This window comes from Streptomyces sp. NPDC087845 (assembly GCF_044742755.1).
In the GTDB taxonomy this organism is placed as follows: Bacteria; Actinomycetota; Actinomycetes; order Streptomycetales; family Streptomycetaceae; genus Streptomyces.
Genome location: NZ_JBIUVC010000001.1, coordinates 719,535 through 733,162, shown reverse-complemented (window position 1 = coordinate 733,162; position 13,628 = coordinate 719,535). Strand labels below are relative to the sequence as shown.

Sequence of the window (13,628 nt, the reverse complement as noted above, 5' to 3'; positions counted from 1 at the left end):
ACACGCACACAGCCGGAACGGCGCCGGACGGGCCCGAGAAGTCAAACCCGTCCGGCGTTGTCGTACGCGGCGCCTATCGTGGCAGGGGACGGCGGCAGGACGGAACGGGACAGTCCCGGGACGGACCCGGGATCTCGGGAGACAGAGCGATGAGCGTGACGGGCGGGACCATGGACGCGACCGAGAGCGACGCGCGGCAGACGCTGCACCGGGTTTTCGGGTACGAGGCGTTCCGCGGCGAGCAGGAAGCGGTCGTCGACCATGTGGTCGCGGGCGGGGACGCCGTCGTGCTCATGCCGACCGGCGGCGGAAAATCCCTCTGCTACCAGATCCCGGCCCTGGTCAGAGCCGGTACAGGCATCGTCATCTCGCCCCTGATCGCCCTGATGCAGGACCAGGTGGACGCGTTGCGGGCGCTCGGTGTGCGGGCCGGCTTCATCAACTCCACGCAGGATTTCGACGAGCGCCGCTCGATGGAGGCCCAGTTCGTCGCCGGTGAGCTCGACGTGCTCTACCTGGCCCCCGAGCGGCTCCGCTTGGACACCACCCTCGGCCTGCTCTCCCGCGGCGAGATCTCCGTCTTCGCGATCGACGAGGCGCACTGTGTGGCCCAGTGGGGCCACGACTTCCGCCCGGACTACCTGGCCCTCTCCGTCCTCGGCGAGCGCTGGCCCGGCGTACCGCGCATCGCCCTGACCGCGACCGCGACCGACGCGACGCACCAGGAGATCACCCAGCGCCTGGGCATGCCCGACGCGAAGCACTTCGTCGCCAGCTTCGACCGGCCCAACATCCAGTACCGGATCGTGCCGAAGGCCGATCCGAAGAAGCAGCTGCTCTCCTTCCTCAAGGAGGAGCACACCGGCGACGCGGGCATCGTCTACTGCCTGTCGCGCAACTCGACCGAGAAGACCGCCGAGTACCTCTGCCGCAACGGCATCGAGGCCGTGCCGTACCACGCCGGCCTGGACGCGGGTACGCGCGCCGTCCACCAGTCCCGCTTCCTGCGCGAGGAGGGCCTGGTCGTCGTCGCGACGATCGCCTTCGGCATGGGCATCGACAAGCCGGACGTCCGCTTCGTCGCCCACCTGGACCTGCCGAAATCGGTCGAGGGCTACTACCAGGAGACCGGCCGCGCCGGGCGTGACGGACAGCCGTCCACGGCCTGGATGGCGTACGGACTCCAGGACGTCGTCCAGCAGCGCAAGCTCATCCAGGGCGGCGAGGGCGACGAGGCGTTCCGGCGCCGCGCGGCCTCGCACCTCGACTCGATGCTGGCCCTGTGCGAGACGGTCCAGTGCCGCCGCGCCCAGCTCCTGACGTACTTCGGCCAGGAGCCCGGTGCGGCGGCCTGCGGCAACTGCGACACCTGCCTGACCCCTCCCCTGACCTGGGACGGCACGGTGGTCGCGCAGAAGCTGCTGTCGACCGTCGTACGGCTGAAGCGCGAGCGCGGGCAGAAGTTCGGTGCGGGCCAGATCATCGACATCCTGCTGGGCCGCAAGACGGCGAAGGTCATCCAGTTCGACCACGACCAGCTCTCGGTCTTCGGTATCGGCGAGGAGCTGGCCGAGGCCGAATGGCGCGGAGTCGTACGGCAGTTGCTCGCGCAGGGGCTGATCGCGGTCGAGGGTGAGTACGGCACGCTGGTGCTGACGGAGGAGAGCGGCTCGGTGCTCGGCCGGGAGCGCGAGGTGCTGCTGCGCAAGGAGGCGCCGAAGCCCGCGTCGCGCTCCACGAAGGGCGAACGCAGGGCGAAGTCCACGACGGCCGCCGCCGAGCTGGCCCCCGAGGCCGTCCCGGTCTTCGAAGCCCTACGGGCCTGGCGCGGCGCACAGGCGAAGGAGCAGGGCGTCCCGGCGTACGTCATCTTCCACGACGCGACGCTGCGTGAGATCGCCACGGCGCGGCCGGACTCGGTGGCCGCGCTGGGCGGCATCAGCGGCCTGGGCGAGAAGAAACTGGCGACGTACGGGGAGGGGGTGCTGGAGGTGCTTGCGCCGTTCGGGGATGTCGCGGCGGGCCCGGAGCCCGGTCCTGCGACGGTCCCCGCCGCCCCGGTCCCGGCCGCGCAGGAGCCCGCCCCGGTCCCGGCCGCACGCGTGGCGGTCCCCGACGCAGATCCGGAGTTCGGCTGGGACGAGGAGCCGCCCGAGTACGAGTGAGCGCGGGGACCGGTGGCGGCGCCGGAGCTACTCCGGGGCCGCTGAACGGAACAGGGTCTGCGGACTCACGAAAAGAAGGCTCCCGTCGATCAGCTCCGTGTGCGGAGGCAGATTCGGGAGTGTGTCCAGGTCATCGGCGGTCCAGCCGCCCACGGACGGAACCGCCCACCGCGGCTCGGGGGCCTCGGGTCCGATGCTCATCAGTGCTCCCATGACGCAGAGTCTCGCGGGAGATTCCAGCGTATCGGCCGGGAACGGGATACGGCTCTCTCGAACGTGTGAGCGACCCGCGCGCGGCTGACCGGTTCGGTCTTTTGCACGGCCGGCCCCGGTCGGCCCCGTCCCCGGCCCCCGTCAGTTCCCGGACCCGGCCGGCCCCGTCCCCGTTCCCGTTCCCCGTCAGTCCCCGTCGCTCCCGCTGCCAGTGCTGCCGAAGCTCCCGCCGCTCCGGTTCGCCTTGTCCTGGCGTACGTTCCGGTGCACCGCGTACGCGGTCCACTCGTCGCGCACCAGGTCGCGCATGGCCGAACGGCTTCTCCAGCCGCCCTGGGCCACCGTGCCCGACAGACCGGTCGCCGAGACCAGCGCGGCCAGGACGCGGCCGCGCCGGTCCGGGAAGCCGGCCGCCTCGGCGGCCGCGAAGCGCTCCCGGGCCGCGGCCGGCAGGGCCGGGTCCGCCGCCGGGTGGCGGTGGTAGGGCAGCAGGCCGAGGAACCGGTGGGTCTCCCTGCGCAGGACCGAGCGGCCCACCAGATGCTCCAGGCACAGCTCCTCGACGTGCCGGCCGGTCCGCCGGATCCACTGCTTCGCGCCGATGCCGCCCGCGAGCCCGCCCCTGTCCGGGGCCGGCAGGCTCCCCAGGACCTGCGCGAGGAGCGGGTCCTGGGGAGCGAGCGGGCTGATCACCCGTATCCGGCCGTGCTGTTCGGCGATCCGGCCGTGGAGCTCCAGCTCCGCGAGGACCGCGCCCGCCACCCCGTACTCCAGGAAGCGGTTTCGGCAGTACGGCTTGCCGCGCTGCGGGTCCAGTGCGAGCAGGAGCAGTTCCTCGGGGAGCGTGGGCTCCGGGGGAGCGGGGTTCACGACGCGGGCACGATCCGTCCCGTGACCTCGCCGAGGCCGACCCGGGTGCCGTCCGGCCCCGGTGCCCAGGCCGTCATCGTCACGGTGTCGCCGTCCTCCAGGAAGGTCCGCTTGCCGTCCGGGAGGTCCAGCGGGTCGCGGCCGTTCCAGGTCAGCTCCAGGAGCGAGCCGCGCTGTCCGGGCTCGGCGCCGCTGACGGTGCCGGAGCCGTAGAGGTCGCCGGTGCGCAGGGAGGCGCCGTTCACCGTCATCTGGGCCAGCATCTGGGCCGCCGTCCAGTACATGGTGGCGAACGGCGGCTCGGCGACCGGCTGTCCGTTGATCGCGACGGAGATCCGCAGGTCGAGCCCGCCGGCCTCGTCCTCACCCGCGTCCTCCAGGTAGGGGAGCAGCGGGAAGTCGCGGGCCGGGGGCGCGATCCGGGCCGCCTCCAGGGCCTCCAGCGGTGTCACCCACGCCGATACGGACGTGGCGAAGGACTTGCCGAGGAACGGCCCGAGGGGGACGTACTCCCAGGCCTGGATGTCCCGTGCCGACCAGTCGTTGAGCAGCGAGAGGCCGAAGACGTGGTCGCGGAAGTCGCCGAGCGGGACCGGGCGGCCCTGCTCGGAGCCGACTCCGACGACGAAGCCGACCTCGGCCTCGATGTCGAGCTTGACGGACGGGCCGAAGACGGGGGCCGCGTCGGTGGGCGCCTTGCGCTGGCCGGACGGACGGACCACGTCGGTGCCGGAGACGACGACGGTGCCGGACCTGCCGTGGTAGCCGATCGGGAGGTGCTTCCAGTTGGGCGTCAGCGCATCACCGTTCGGCCGGAAGATCTGTCCGACGTTGGTGGCGTGGTGCTCGCTCGCGTAGAAGTCGACGTAGTCCGCGACCCTGTACGGCAGATGGAGTGTCACGGACTCGACCGGATGCAGCAGCGGTTCGATGTCCGCGCGGTGTCCCGGGACCGTCACCCAGGCGGTCAGGGCCCGTCGGACGTCCCGCCAGGCGGTGCGGCCCGCGGCCAGCAGCGCGGTCAGGTCCGGCTGGGCGAGGAGCTGCGCGTAGGGCGAGCCGAGTGCGTGCGCCGCGGCTCCGGCGTCCAGTACGTGGCTGCCGATGCGGACGCCGACCCGGCGGTCCTCGGGGCGGTCGGGGGTGGAGAACACGCCGTAGGGAAGGTTGTGCGGACCGAAGGGGTCGCCCTCGGCCAGATCGAGCGGGCTGCTCTGCTCGGGCATGTGTTGCTGCCTCGCTTTCCAGGTCGCTTGGGGGACACGTTACGTCGGTGTCCCTGCCCCGCGGGAGTGTCCCAACTGCTCCTGATGCCCGGAAAGTTCCGCCGTGCCCCCGGTGTGCGGGGGCACGGCGGCGGTTCAGGGGGCCCGGCAGCAGGCTGCGCGGCGTCGCGCTACCCACTGCCGGGCCCGCTCAGCCCGCCGTGCGGGGGATCCGCTTCTCCCAGGTGCGGTGGAAGACGACCTCGCCGCCGTCCTTGCACACCACCTCGTTGGAGGTGATGAAGTCGGTGTCGTCCGCACTGATCTCGGAGCGGGTCTCGATCCGGACGTCCCACGCCATCTCCGGCCGGTGCAGCCGGATCGCCCAGTTGGAGCGCGTGCGTGCGGAGAGCGGGTCGTCCTCCTGGATCGTGTACGTCTCCAGGGCGTCCTCGGTGAATTCGAGGCCGTCCGGGTAGACGCGGGTGCCGCCGTAGCGGGGGTCGACCTCCAGCCGCCATTCGCCCTTGGCGACATCGCGGACCACCAGCCGCTCGGGGCGCTGTTCGTCGAGGGACACGGGGTGGACGACGCCGAGCGGCTCCGACTGCTCCGGTTCCTCGAACCGGATCGCGGGGTCCTCGGTGTGCCGGCGCACCGGCAGTTCGACGAAGCTGCCGTCGGCGTCGAGGGTGAAGCCCACCGACCCGGCCTGCGGCCAGATCCACGGCCAGTACGAGGACGAGACCGCGAGCCTGATCCGGTGGCCGGGCGGGAAGGTGTGCCCGATGCCGTTCAGGTCGAAGGCCACGTCCTCGTACCGGCCCACCGGCCAGTCGTCCGCGCGGTCGCGGCCGTGCCGGGCGGAGAGGTTGAGCACGCCGCGGGTGACCAGGGTGGAGGAGCCGTCCGGCGCCACGTCGCAGAGCCGGGCGATCGCCTGGCCGCGCTTCACGTCCATCCGGAGGCGCAGCGTGACCCGGGGGCGGCCCAGGATCTCGATCGGGGCGTCCTCGACCGGGAATTCGAAGCAGACCGACTTGGCGTCCTCGTCGCGCTGGTCGGGCGGCAGGTCGGCGTCGTTGCCGAACGGGAAGAAGCGCCCGGCGTCCAGCCCCGTCTGCTGCGGCGAGTCGACGATCTGCGGGCCGCCCTGGAGGGCGTACGCGACGGTCGAGACGTTCGGGGACGGCCAGGCGGTGTCGCCGACCCAGCGGCCGGGCAGCGTCTCGTAGACCGTGGCGGGGCGGTGCGACTCGCTGATCCAGGACCGCAGCAGCGGCTCGGCCATCACGCCGGTGTCCTTGTCCTTCAGGTGCTGGTCCCACCAGCGCAGCGTCTCCTGGAGGAAGCCGATCGCCGGGCCCGGTGGCAGGCCGCGGTCGGGGTACTGGTGCGACCAGGGGCCGATCAGCCCGCGGACCCGGTCCGGGCCGAGGTGCTCGACGAGCCGCAGGACGGTGTCGCGGTACGGGTCGTGCCAGCCGCCCACCGCGAGGACGTTCGCCCGGATCGCGGAGTAGTCCTCGCAGACGCTGCCGTGCTTCCAGTAGTCGTCGCGGGTCTGGTGCGCCAGCCAGGTGTGGATGAACGGGTCGACCGCGTCGAGCCGTTTCAGCCACATGTCCTTCCATCCCTCGCCGACCTGTGCCGGGTCCGGCGGCCGGCAGACGAAGGCCAGCATGGTGGCCGCCCAGGCGTGCATGTCGACGGCGAGGACCGAGCCGCCCATGTAGTGGACGTCGTTGTCGTAGCGGTCGTCGGTCGAGCAGACGGTGACGACCGCCTTCAGCGGCTCGGGGGCCAGTGCCGCGATCTGGAGCGAGTTGAAGCCGCCCCAGGAGATGCCGAACATGCCGACCCGCCCGGAGCACCACTCCTGCTCGGCCAGCCAGTGGACGACGGCGACCCCGTCGGCCAGCTCCGTCGCGTCGTACTCGTCGCCCGGCAGGCCCTCGCTGTTGCCGTGCCCGCGCACGTCCACCCGGACGGAGGCGTAGCCGTGGCCCGCGTACCAGGGGTGGCGCTGCCAGTCGCGCGGCGCCGTCCAGTCGCTCAGCCGGTACGGCAGGTATTCGAGGAGCGCGGGGACGGGTTCGTCGGTGAGGGGGCGCCAGATCCGGGCGTACAGCCGGGTGCCGTCCGGCAGCGGGATGCGGACGTCCTCATGGGTGGTGTCATACGGATACGTGGTGCGGATGTGCATGGCGGTACCTCAGTGGACGGGGTGCATGGTGCGCTTGAGCCAGGGTGCGGCGGCGATGACGGCCACACCGGCCACCACCGCGATCGCGCCATTGACACCGAAGTAGGCGGGGTTGGACACCTCGCCGTACAGCTTCACGACTTGGGCCTGGATGCCGTTGGCGAGGGCCAGCGAGAGGAACCAGAGCGCCATCGTCTGGCTGGCGAACGCCTTGGGCGCGAGCTTCGTGGTCGCGGACATGCCGGAGGTCTCCAGCAGGATGTCGCCGAGGCCGAGCAGCAGATACGAGCCGACGATCCACCAGGCGGCCATCTTGTAGGTGTCGCCGGAGTGCCCGGAGGTCGGCAGCACCATCAGCAGGAAGGACAGTCCACCGAGGATCACCCCGATCGCGATCTTGTTGGAGGCGTGCGGCTGACGCGGGCCCATCCGGGCCCAGACGGCGGCGACCACCGGGGCGAGGGCGACCTCGAAGGCGCCGAGCGCGGAGGCGTACCAGCTCGCCGGGAAGTGGAAGCCGAGGATCTCGGTACGGGCGTTGGTCGACGCGAGCAGGATCATCGTCGAGTACGCCTGGAAGAGGATGAAGTTGAAGACGACGGAGGCCAGGAACAGCACCACGTACGGGCGCAGCCTGCCGCGCTCCTCGCCGGTGACGCGCGGGCTGCGGAACATCACCGCGAAGTACACGACCGGTGCGATCACCGAGATGAGGGTGAGCAGGTCGACGAAGCGGTCCATGGTCAGCCAGCCGGCCAGGGCCAGCGCGGTGGCGGCGGCGGCGACCACGACGGCGCCGGCCGCGATCAGCCGGACGGCGCGGCGCATCGGCTCGGGCGCCAGCGCGAATTCGGCGCTGTGCTTTCGGCCGGCCAGGTGACGCCGGCCCAGTACGTACTGGATCAGGCCGAGCGTCATGCCGAAGGCGGCGGCCGAGAAACCCCAGTGCCAGCTCGCGTGGTCCCCGAGCCAGCCGGTGACCAGCGGGCCGAGGAACGCCCCGATGTTGATGCCCATGTAGTAGAGCGCGAAGCCGGCGTCGCGGCGCTCGTCGTCGGTACGGTAGAGCTTGCCGACCATGGTCGCCACATTGGGCTTGAGGAGACCGGTTCCGGCGCTGATCAGACCGAGGCCGGCCCACGTCATGGCGTCGGTGGGCACCGCCATGGCGTAATGCCCGCACGCGATGAGGATTCCGCCGTACAGGACGGCGCGGTACGAGCCGAGGATCCGGTCGGCCAGCCAGCCGCCGGCCACGGAGACCAGGTAGACGAGGGTGCCGTAGGCGGCCGAGACGGACGCCGCGGTGCCCGCCTCCATGCCCATGCCGCCGCGGGCGACGGTGTCGGCGAAGTAGAGGACCAGGATCGCCTGCATGCCGAGGAACGAGAACCGTTCCCAGACCTCCAGACCGGACAAGGTCATCAGGCCCCGTGGCTGGCCGAAAAAGGCATGGTCGTCGCCGGGCGGCGGCTGGGTCGGTTCGGTGTCGGTGGCCGTGTGGGACAAAGGGAGAACTCCTGATCGTATGAGCTGATCCCGAACATACCGGCGGTGGCGGGAAGGCGCCCACGGTGATCCAAAGGGGACCGGATACGCTGACTTGAGTGATGACAGCGACACATCGACATTCCGTGTGATCGTCAGCAGACAGGAGATCCCCTCGTGACCGTCGTCGGGCCGTTCGGACTGAGCGTGCGGGACCACGCTCTTGAGGCCGATGTCCAGGCCGGTTTGGCTGCTGTCGAGTCGGGGCTGCTCGATGCCACCAAGAGCGGCGTGCCCTTCATCACGGAGGCCGCGCAGCACCTCGTGCGTGCCGGGGGCAAGCGCTTCCGGCCGCTGCTGGCCATGCTGGCCGCCCAGTTCGGCGACCCCGACACGCCCGGTGTCGTGCCCGCGGCCGTCGTCGTCGAGCTGACGCATCTCGCGACGCTCTACCACGACGACGTGATGGACGAGGCGGACGTACGCCGCGGCGTCGACAGCGCCAACACCCGCTGGGGCAACTCGGTGGCCGTCCTGACCGGCGACTTCCTCTTCGCCCGCGCCTCGCACATACTGGCCGATCTCGGTCCGGAGGCCGTACGCATCCAGGCGGAGGCGTTCGAGCGCCTGGTCACCGGCCAGATCCTGGAGACCGCGGGTCCGGGCGACGGGCGCGACCCGGTCGAGCACTACCTCGACGTGATGCGCGGCAAGACCGGCTCGCTGATCGCCGTGGCCTGCCGGTTCGGCGCGATGATGGCCGGTGCGGACGAGTCGGCCGTCGACATCCTCACCCAGTACGGGGAGCGGCTCGGCGTCGCCTTCCAGCTCGCCGACGACGTACTCGACATCGCCTCCGACTCCCACGAGTCCGGCAAGACCCCCGGCACCGACCTGCGCGAAGGCATCCCGACGCTCCCCGTGCTCCATCTGCGGGCCCAGGCGGCGGCCGACGGCAAGCCGGAAGACCTGGAACTCGTCGAGCTGCTCGACGGCGACCTGAGCGACGACGCCCGGCACGCCGAGGTGCTGCGCAGGCTCCGTGCCCACCCGGCGCTGGACCAGGCACGGCGGGACACCGTCCGGTATGCGGAAGAGGCCCGCGCGACGCTGGCGCCGCTGCCCGAGTGCTACGCGAAGGCCGCACTGGAGGAGATGTGCGACGCGGTGGTGCACCGGGCGGGCTGAGCCCGTTCGGGGGGCACCCCCTACGGGACGGGGTGGGATCCGCCCGCGTGGCGTCATACCGAAGAGGTAGGCGGAGTTGCTCCCCGGGAGTGACGATTCCGGGCCGCCGTTTTGGTCAGATGGAGAACAACCACTCCTGAACAAAACGGTGAGAACGGCGGCACGGAGTGGACGAGTGCATCCGGACGGAAGCCGCCGACCACGGAGGTAGGGCACATATGGCACCGAACGACAGCGTGGAGAGCAACGGCGGCACCAGGGGCACCGCCGTCGGCCGCCGCAAGGCGGCGCGCTACATCGTCCCGGTCGCGGTGGCGGGGGTGGCGGCCGCGACCATCGGGCTCGTCCCGGCGCTCGCGAGCACCGGCGACCCCGATCTGCCGAAGATCACCGCGCAGCAGCTCATCGAGAAGATCGCCGCTTCGGACACCCAGCGGCTCTCCGGCACGGTGAAGATCAGCACGGACCTCGGCCTGCCCTCGCTCGGCGGTCTGGCCGGCTCGTTCGCCCAGGGCGCCGGTGACAGCGGCAAGGGCGGCTCGACCGTCGACCCGCAGACGAAGATGACGGAGCTGGCGTCCGGCACGCACACCCTGCGGGTGGCCGCCGACGGCCCCGACAAGCAGCGGGTGTCGATCCTGGAGAACGCGGCGGAGTACAGCCTGATCCACAACGGGGACCAGGTCTGGGCGTACGACAGCAGGACGAACCAGGCCTACCACGCCGCCGGGGACCGGGCCGGGCAGGGCTCCGGGAAGAAGTCCGGGCACGCGGCCCCCGAAGGCGTGCCGGCCACGCCGAAGGCGTTCGCCGAGCAGGCGCTGAAGGCCGCGGGCCCCACCACGTCGGTGACGGTCGACGGCACGGCGCGGGTCGCCGGACGCGACGCGTACAAGCTGGTCGTCAAGCCCAGGCAGGGCGGCTCCACGATCAAGTCGGTCACGGTCGCGGTCGACGCGGAGAACGGTGTGCCGCTGAAGTTCACGCTGCTCCCGAGCAGCGGTGGCAAGGCCGTCGTCGACGCCGGATTCACCAAGGTCGACTTCGCGAAGCCGGCCGCCTCCTCGTTCACGTTCACCCCGCCCAAGGGCGCCGAGGTGACCGAGGCCGACGAGGCGAAGGCGCAGCGGAAGGCCGACGGGCCGGAGGGGCTGGGCATGTTCCCGGGCGCCGAAGGACTGGGCGCCGGGGGACTGGGCGCCGGGGACGCGGGCGCCGGGGACGCGAAGGTCATCGGCGAGGGCTGGAACGCGATCGCCGAGATCAGGACTCCGGGCTTCACCGGACTCCCCTCGAAGGCGTCGGGTGACGCACCGGCCGAGGCGCGGCAGTTCCTGGACTCGCTGGGCGGCAAGGTGTCCGGCTCGTTCGGCTCGGGCACGGTCTTCAAGACCCGCCTGGTCAACGCGCTGATGACGGACGACGGCAGGGTGTACGTCGGCGCCGTCACGCCGGACTCACTGGTCAAGGCGGCCAACGGCGCCTCCTGACGCCGGGGCGCGCCGCGGTTCCGGCAGACCGCCCGACGGACCGCCCCGCCGTACCGTCCGTACGGCGGGGCGGTCCGCAGTCCCTGCCCGACCGAGGGGGAGTACGTATGACAGAGCCCGGGACCGTGAGCGGACCGACGGCGGTGACCGGGGCCGGGGCCGTGATCGAGACGCGGGGCCTCACCAAGCGGTACCGCGGCGGCCAGCTCGCCGTCGACGGTCTCGACCTCAGCGTTCCCGGTGGCAGCGTCTTCGGATTCCTCGGCCCCAACGGCTCCGGGAAGACCACGACCATCCGGATGCTGATGGGCCTGATCGATCCGACCTCCGGCACCGCGCGGGTCCTCGGCCACTCCATGCCGGGTGCGGCCCGCTCTGTGCTCCCGCAGGTCGGGGCGCTGATCGAGGGGCCCGCGCTGTACGGCTTCCTGAACGGCCGGGACAATCTGCTGCGCTACGACTCCGCCGACCCGACCGCCGACCCGCGCACCCGCCGGGCCCGCGTCGGACAGGCCCTGGACCGGGTCGGGCTGGCCGCGGCGGCCGGCAAGAAGGCCAAGGCGTACTCGCTCGGTATGAAGCAGCGCCTCGGTCTCGCCGCCGCCCTGCTCCAGCCGCGCCGGCTGCTCGTCCTGGACGAGCCGACCAACGGCCTGGACCCGCAGGGCATGCGCGAGATCCGCACCCTGGTCCGGGACCTGGCGGCGGAGGGCACCACCGTCTTCCTCTCCTCGCACCTCCTCGACGAGATCGAGCAGGTCTGCACCCACGCCGCGGTGATGGCCAGGGGGCGGCTGATCACCCAGGGCCCGGTCGCGGAGCTGGCCGCGGGCGCCCGCGGGCGGCTGGCCGTCACCACCCCCGACCCGGGTGACGCCGCCCGCGTCCTCGGGGAACGGGGCGTCAGCGGCATCACGGTCGACGGCGACCGGGTGAGCGCCGAGGCCCCGGCGGGCGACGTCGAGCTCGCAGATCTCAGTGCGGCGCTCGTGCACGCCGGAGTACGCGTGCGGTTCTTCGGCGTCGAACGGGCCTCGTTGGAGGACGCCTTCGTCGCACTCACGGGAGAGGGTTTCGATGTCGCAGGCTGAGGCCGCACGGGCGGACGGGGCGGACGAGGCGGCCGGGCCGGGCCGGGCGCGCAGTCCGCTGTGGACGTTCGGCATCCTCCGCTCCGAGCTGGCCACCACACTCCGCCGCTGGCGGACTCTCGCGCTGCTCGGGGTGCTGGCCGCCGTTCCCGTACTGATCGGGATCGCGGTGAGGATCGAGACGGACCACGGCTCGTCGCCCGGACCGGCCGGTGGCGGAGGGGGCCCCGCGTTCCTCTCCCAGGTCACCGGCAACGGCCTCTTCCTGGTCTTCGCCGCCCTCGCGGTGACGCTCCCGGTCTTCCTCCCGATGGCCGTCGGGGTCGTGGCGGGTGACTCGATCGCGGGCGAGGCCAACGCCGGAACCCTGCGCTATCTGCTGGTCGCCCCGGCGGGCCGGACCCGGCTGCTGCTGACGAAGTACGCCTCCGTCCTCGCGTTCTGCCTGGTCGCGACCCTGGTCGTGGCGGTCTCGGCGCTGGCCGTGGGGGCGCTGCTGTTTCCGGTCGGCGAGGTCACCACGATCTCGGGCACCCGGATCGGCCTCGGCGAGGCGCTGCTGCGGGCCGGACTGATCGCGGTGGTGGTCGCGGCGTCACTGGTCGGATTCGCGGCGGTCGGCCTGTTCGTCTCGACTCTCACCAGCAGCGGGATCGCGGCCATGGCCGCCACCGTCGGACTGCTGATCACCGTGCAGATCGTGGACACGATTCCGCAGCTGAGCGGTATCCACCCGTATCTCTTCCCGCACTACTGGATGTCGTACGCGGACCTGCTGCGCGACCCCCTCTACTGGGACGAGGTGGTCAAGAACCTGGGACTTCAGGGCGTGTACGCGGCGGTGTTCGGCTCGGCGGCGTGGGCGCGTTTCACGGCGAAGGACATCACCGCCTGATGTACGGCGCATCGCCCTCGTGCCGTCGGCCGGGCGAGCCGTCCCCCGATCGGCTCGTCGCGGCACGAACGGCACGAACGGTGCGAACAGCAGGAACGATACGACACGGCACGTTCCGTTTCCGCCTCAGCATTGTTCGACTTCTGGCGACGGACTGTCAACAAGGATTGGCTCAAGCACACCTATGCTCACCGAATGATCACATCGCCGAGTTCACTGCGCCGCAGCGAGAGATCACGACGCGCGACCCTGGAAGCCGCCCTCGAACTGTGCACGGAGAAGGGGTACGGCCGCGTCACCATCGAGGCCATCGCGGCCAGGGCGGGCGTCAGCAAGAAGACGATCTACCGCTGGTGGCCGTCGAAGAGCGCGGTGATGCTGGAGGCGTTCACCGACGCACTGGTCGGCACGACGCCGTTCGTCGACACCGGCGACATCGCCGCCGACCTGCGGGCCAATGTGACGGGCGCGGTGAAGCTGCTCTCCACGCCGCCCTTCGGCCCCGCGTACGCCGGGATCCTCTCCGAGGTCCACCACGACGACGCACTGGCGGAAACGGTTCGGACGAAGCTGATCGACCCCCGCTTCGAGGAGGCGGTGGCCCGCCTGCGACGGGCTCAGGAGCAAGGCCAGATTCCGCCGGACGCCGACCTTCCGCTGGCGGTGGAGATGCTGTACGGCCCGGTGTACTACCGCCATGTGCTGCGCAAACCGGTGCAGGACGAGGAGACCGTCGCGGCCCTGGTCGCACATGTGCTGCGAGCGCTCGGGGCGCCGGAGCCGCACTCTCCGGAGGGCGGGAACGGCTGAGGCGGGA

At 71.6% G+C, this 13,628-nt stretch carries 10 protein-coding genes and 1 pseudogene; 6 read left to right on the top strand and 5 right to left on the bottom strand.

Translation table 11 applies throughout. The features are described 5' to 3' along the window. Nucleotides 1–149: 149 nt before the first annotated feature. Nucleotides 150–2,165: a DNA helicase RecQ gene (recQ, locus tag ACIOMQ_RS03375; protein ID WP_402187722.1), complete on the top strand. Its 2,016-nt coding sequence runs from the start codon at nt 150–152 to the stop codon at nt 2,163–2,165. A 36-nt stretch (nt 2,166–2,201) separates the two neighbouring features. Here recQ and ACIOMQ_RS03370 read toward each other — a convergent pair. From ACIOMQ_RS03370 to ACIOMQ_RS03350, 5 genes and pseudogenes are all read right to left on the bottom strand, one after another. Continuing rightward, nucleotides 2,202–2,366: pseudogene (locus tag ACIOMQ_RS03370) on the bottom strand (Uma2 family endonuclease); the annotation flags it as partial. A gap of 198 nt (nt 2,367–2,564) precedes the next feature. Continuing rightward, nucleotides 2,565–3,248 carry a GPP34 family phosphoprotein gene (locus ACIOMQ_RS03365; protein ID WP_401753633.1) on the bottom strand — a complete coding sequence of 228 codons (684 nt, stop codon included), beginning with the start codon at nt 3,246–3,248 and terminating at the stop codon, nt 2,565–2,567. Continuing rightward, a complete protein-coding gene (gene fahA, locus ACIOMQ_RS03360; RefSeq protein ID WP_362195742.1) occupies nt 3,245–4,474 on the bottom strand; it encodes a fumarylacetoacetase in 1,230 nt (409 codons plus the stop codon). Before fahA ends, ACIOMQ_RS03365 begins: the two co-directional genes overlap by 4 nt. 190 nt (nt 4,475–4,664) lie before the next feature. Next, on the bottom strand, nt 4,665–6,659 hold the full coding sequence (locus ACIOMQ_RS03355) for a CocE/NonD family hydrolase (protein ID WP_362195745.1): 1,995 nt from the start codon (nt 6,657–6,659) through the stop codon (nt 4,665–4,667). Nucleotides 6,660–6,668: 9 nt separating this feature from the next. Continuing rightward, a complete protein-coding gene (locus ACIOMQ_RS03350; RefSeq protein WP_362195749.1) occupies nt 6,669–8,168 on the bottom strand; it encodes a peptide MFS transporter in 1,500 nt (499 codons plus the stop codon). Nucleotides 8,169–8,324: 156 nt separating this feature from the next. Between ACIOMQ_RS03350 and ACIOMQ_RS03345 the strand changes: the two genes are divergently transcribed. From ACIOMQ_RS03345 to ACIOMQ_RS03325, 5 genes are all read left to right on the top strand, one after another. Next, nucleotides 8,325–9,335 (top strand): polyprenyl synthetase family protein, encoded by a 1,011-nt coding sequence (locus ACIOMQ_RS03345; RefSeq protein WP_362195752.1) that lies wholly within the window; start codon nt 8,325–8,327, stop codon nt 9,333–9,335. Nucleotides 9,336–9,553: 218 nt separating this feature from the next. Next, nucleotides 9,554–10,825 (top strand): outer membrane lipoprotein carrier protein LolA, encoded by a 1,272-nt coding sequence (locus ACIOMQ_RS03340; protein WP_401753631.1) that lies wholly within the window; start codon nt 9,554–9,556, stop codon nt 10,823–10,825. A gap of 107 nt (nt 10,826–10,932) precedes the next feature. Further along, a complete protein-coding gene (locus ACIOMQ_RS03335; protein WP_362195758.1) occupies nt 10,933–11,916 on the top strand; it encodes an ABC transporter ATP-binding protein in 984 nt (327 codons plus the stop codon). Continuing rightward, nucleotides 11,903–12,811 (top strand): ABC transporter permease, encoded by a 909-nt coding sequence (locus ACIOMQ_RS03330; RefSeq protein ID WP_362195761.1) that lies wholly within the window; start codon nt 11,903–11,905, stop codon nt 12,809–12,811. Before ACIOMQ_RS03335 ends, ACIOMQ_RS03330 begins: the two co-directional genes overlap by 14 nt. A 195-nt stretch (nt 12,812–13,006) precedes the next feature. After that, a complete protein-coding gene (locus ACIOMQ_RS03325) occupies nt 13,007–13,621 on the top strand; it encodes a TetR/AcrR family transcriptional regulator (RefSeq protein WP_362195764.1) in 615 nt (204 codons plus the stop codon). Nucleotides 13,622–13,628 lie beyond the last annotated feature (7 nt).

Excerpts from the sequence above, each read along its gene's own strand:
- ACIOMQ_RS03355 (WP_362195745.1), bottom strand. The coding sequence starts at position 6,659 with ATGCACATCCGCACCACGTATCCGTATGACACCACCCATGAGGACGTC.
- ACIOMQ_RS03330 (WP_362195761.1), top strand. The coding sequence starts at position 11,903 with ATGTCGCAGGCTGAGGCCGCACGGGCGGACGGGGCGGACGAGGCGGCC.
- fahA (WP_362195742.1), bottom strand. The coding sequence starts at position 4,474 with ATGCCCGAGCAGAGCAGCCCGCTCGATCTGGCCGAGGGCGACCCCTTC.
- ACIOMQ_RS03325 (WP_362195764.1), top strand. The coding sequence starts at position 13,007 with ATGATCACATCGCCGAGTTCACTGCGCCGCAGCGAGAGATCACGACGC.
- ACIOMQ_RS03335 (WP_362195758.1), top strand. The coding sequence starts at position 10,933 with ATGACAGAGCCCGGGACCGTGAGCGGACCGACGGCGGTGACCGGGGCC.
- ACIOMQ_RS03340 (WP_401753631.1), top strand. The coding sequence starts at position 9,554 with ATGGCACCGAACGACAGCGTGGAGAGCAACGGCGGCACCAGGGGCACC.
- recQ (WP_402187722.1), top strand. The coding sequence starts at position 150 with ATGAGCGTGACGGGCGGGACCATGGACGCGACCGAGAGCGACGCGCGG.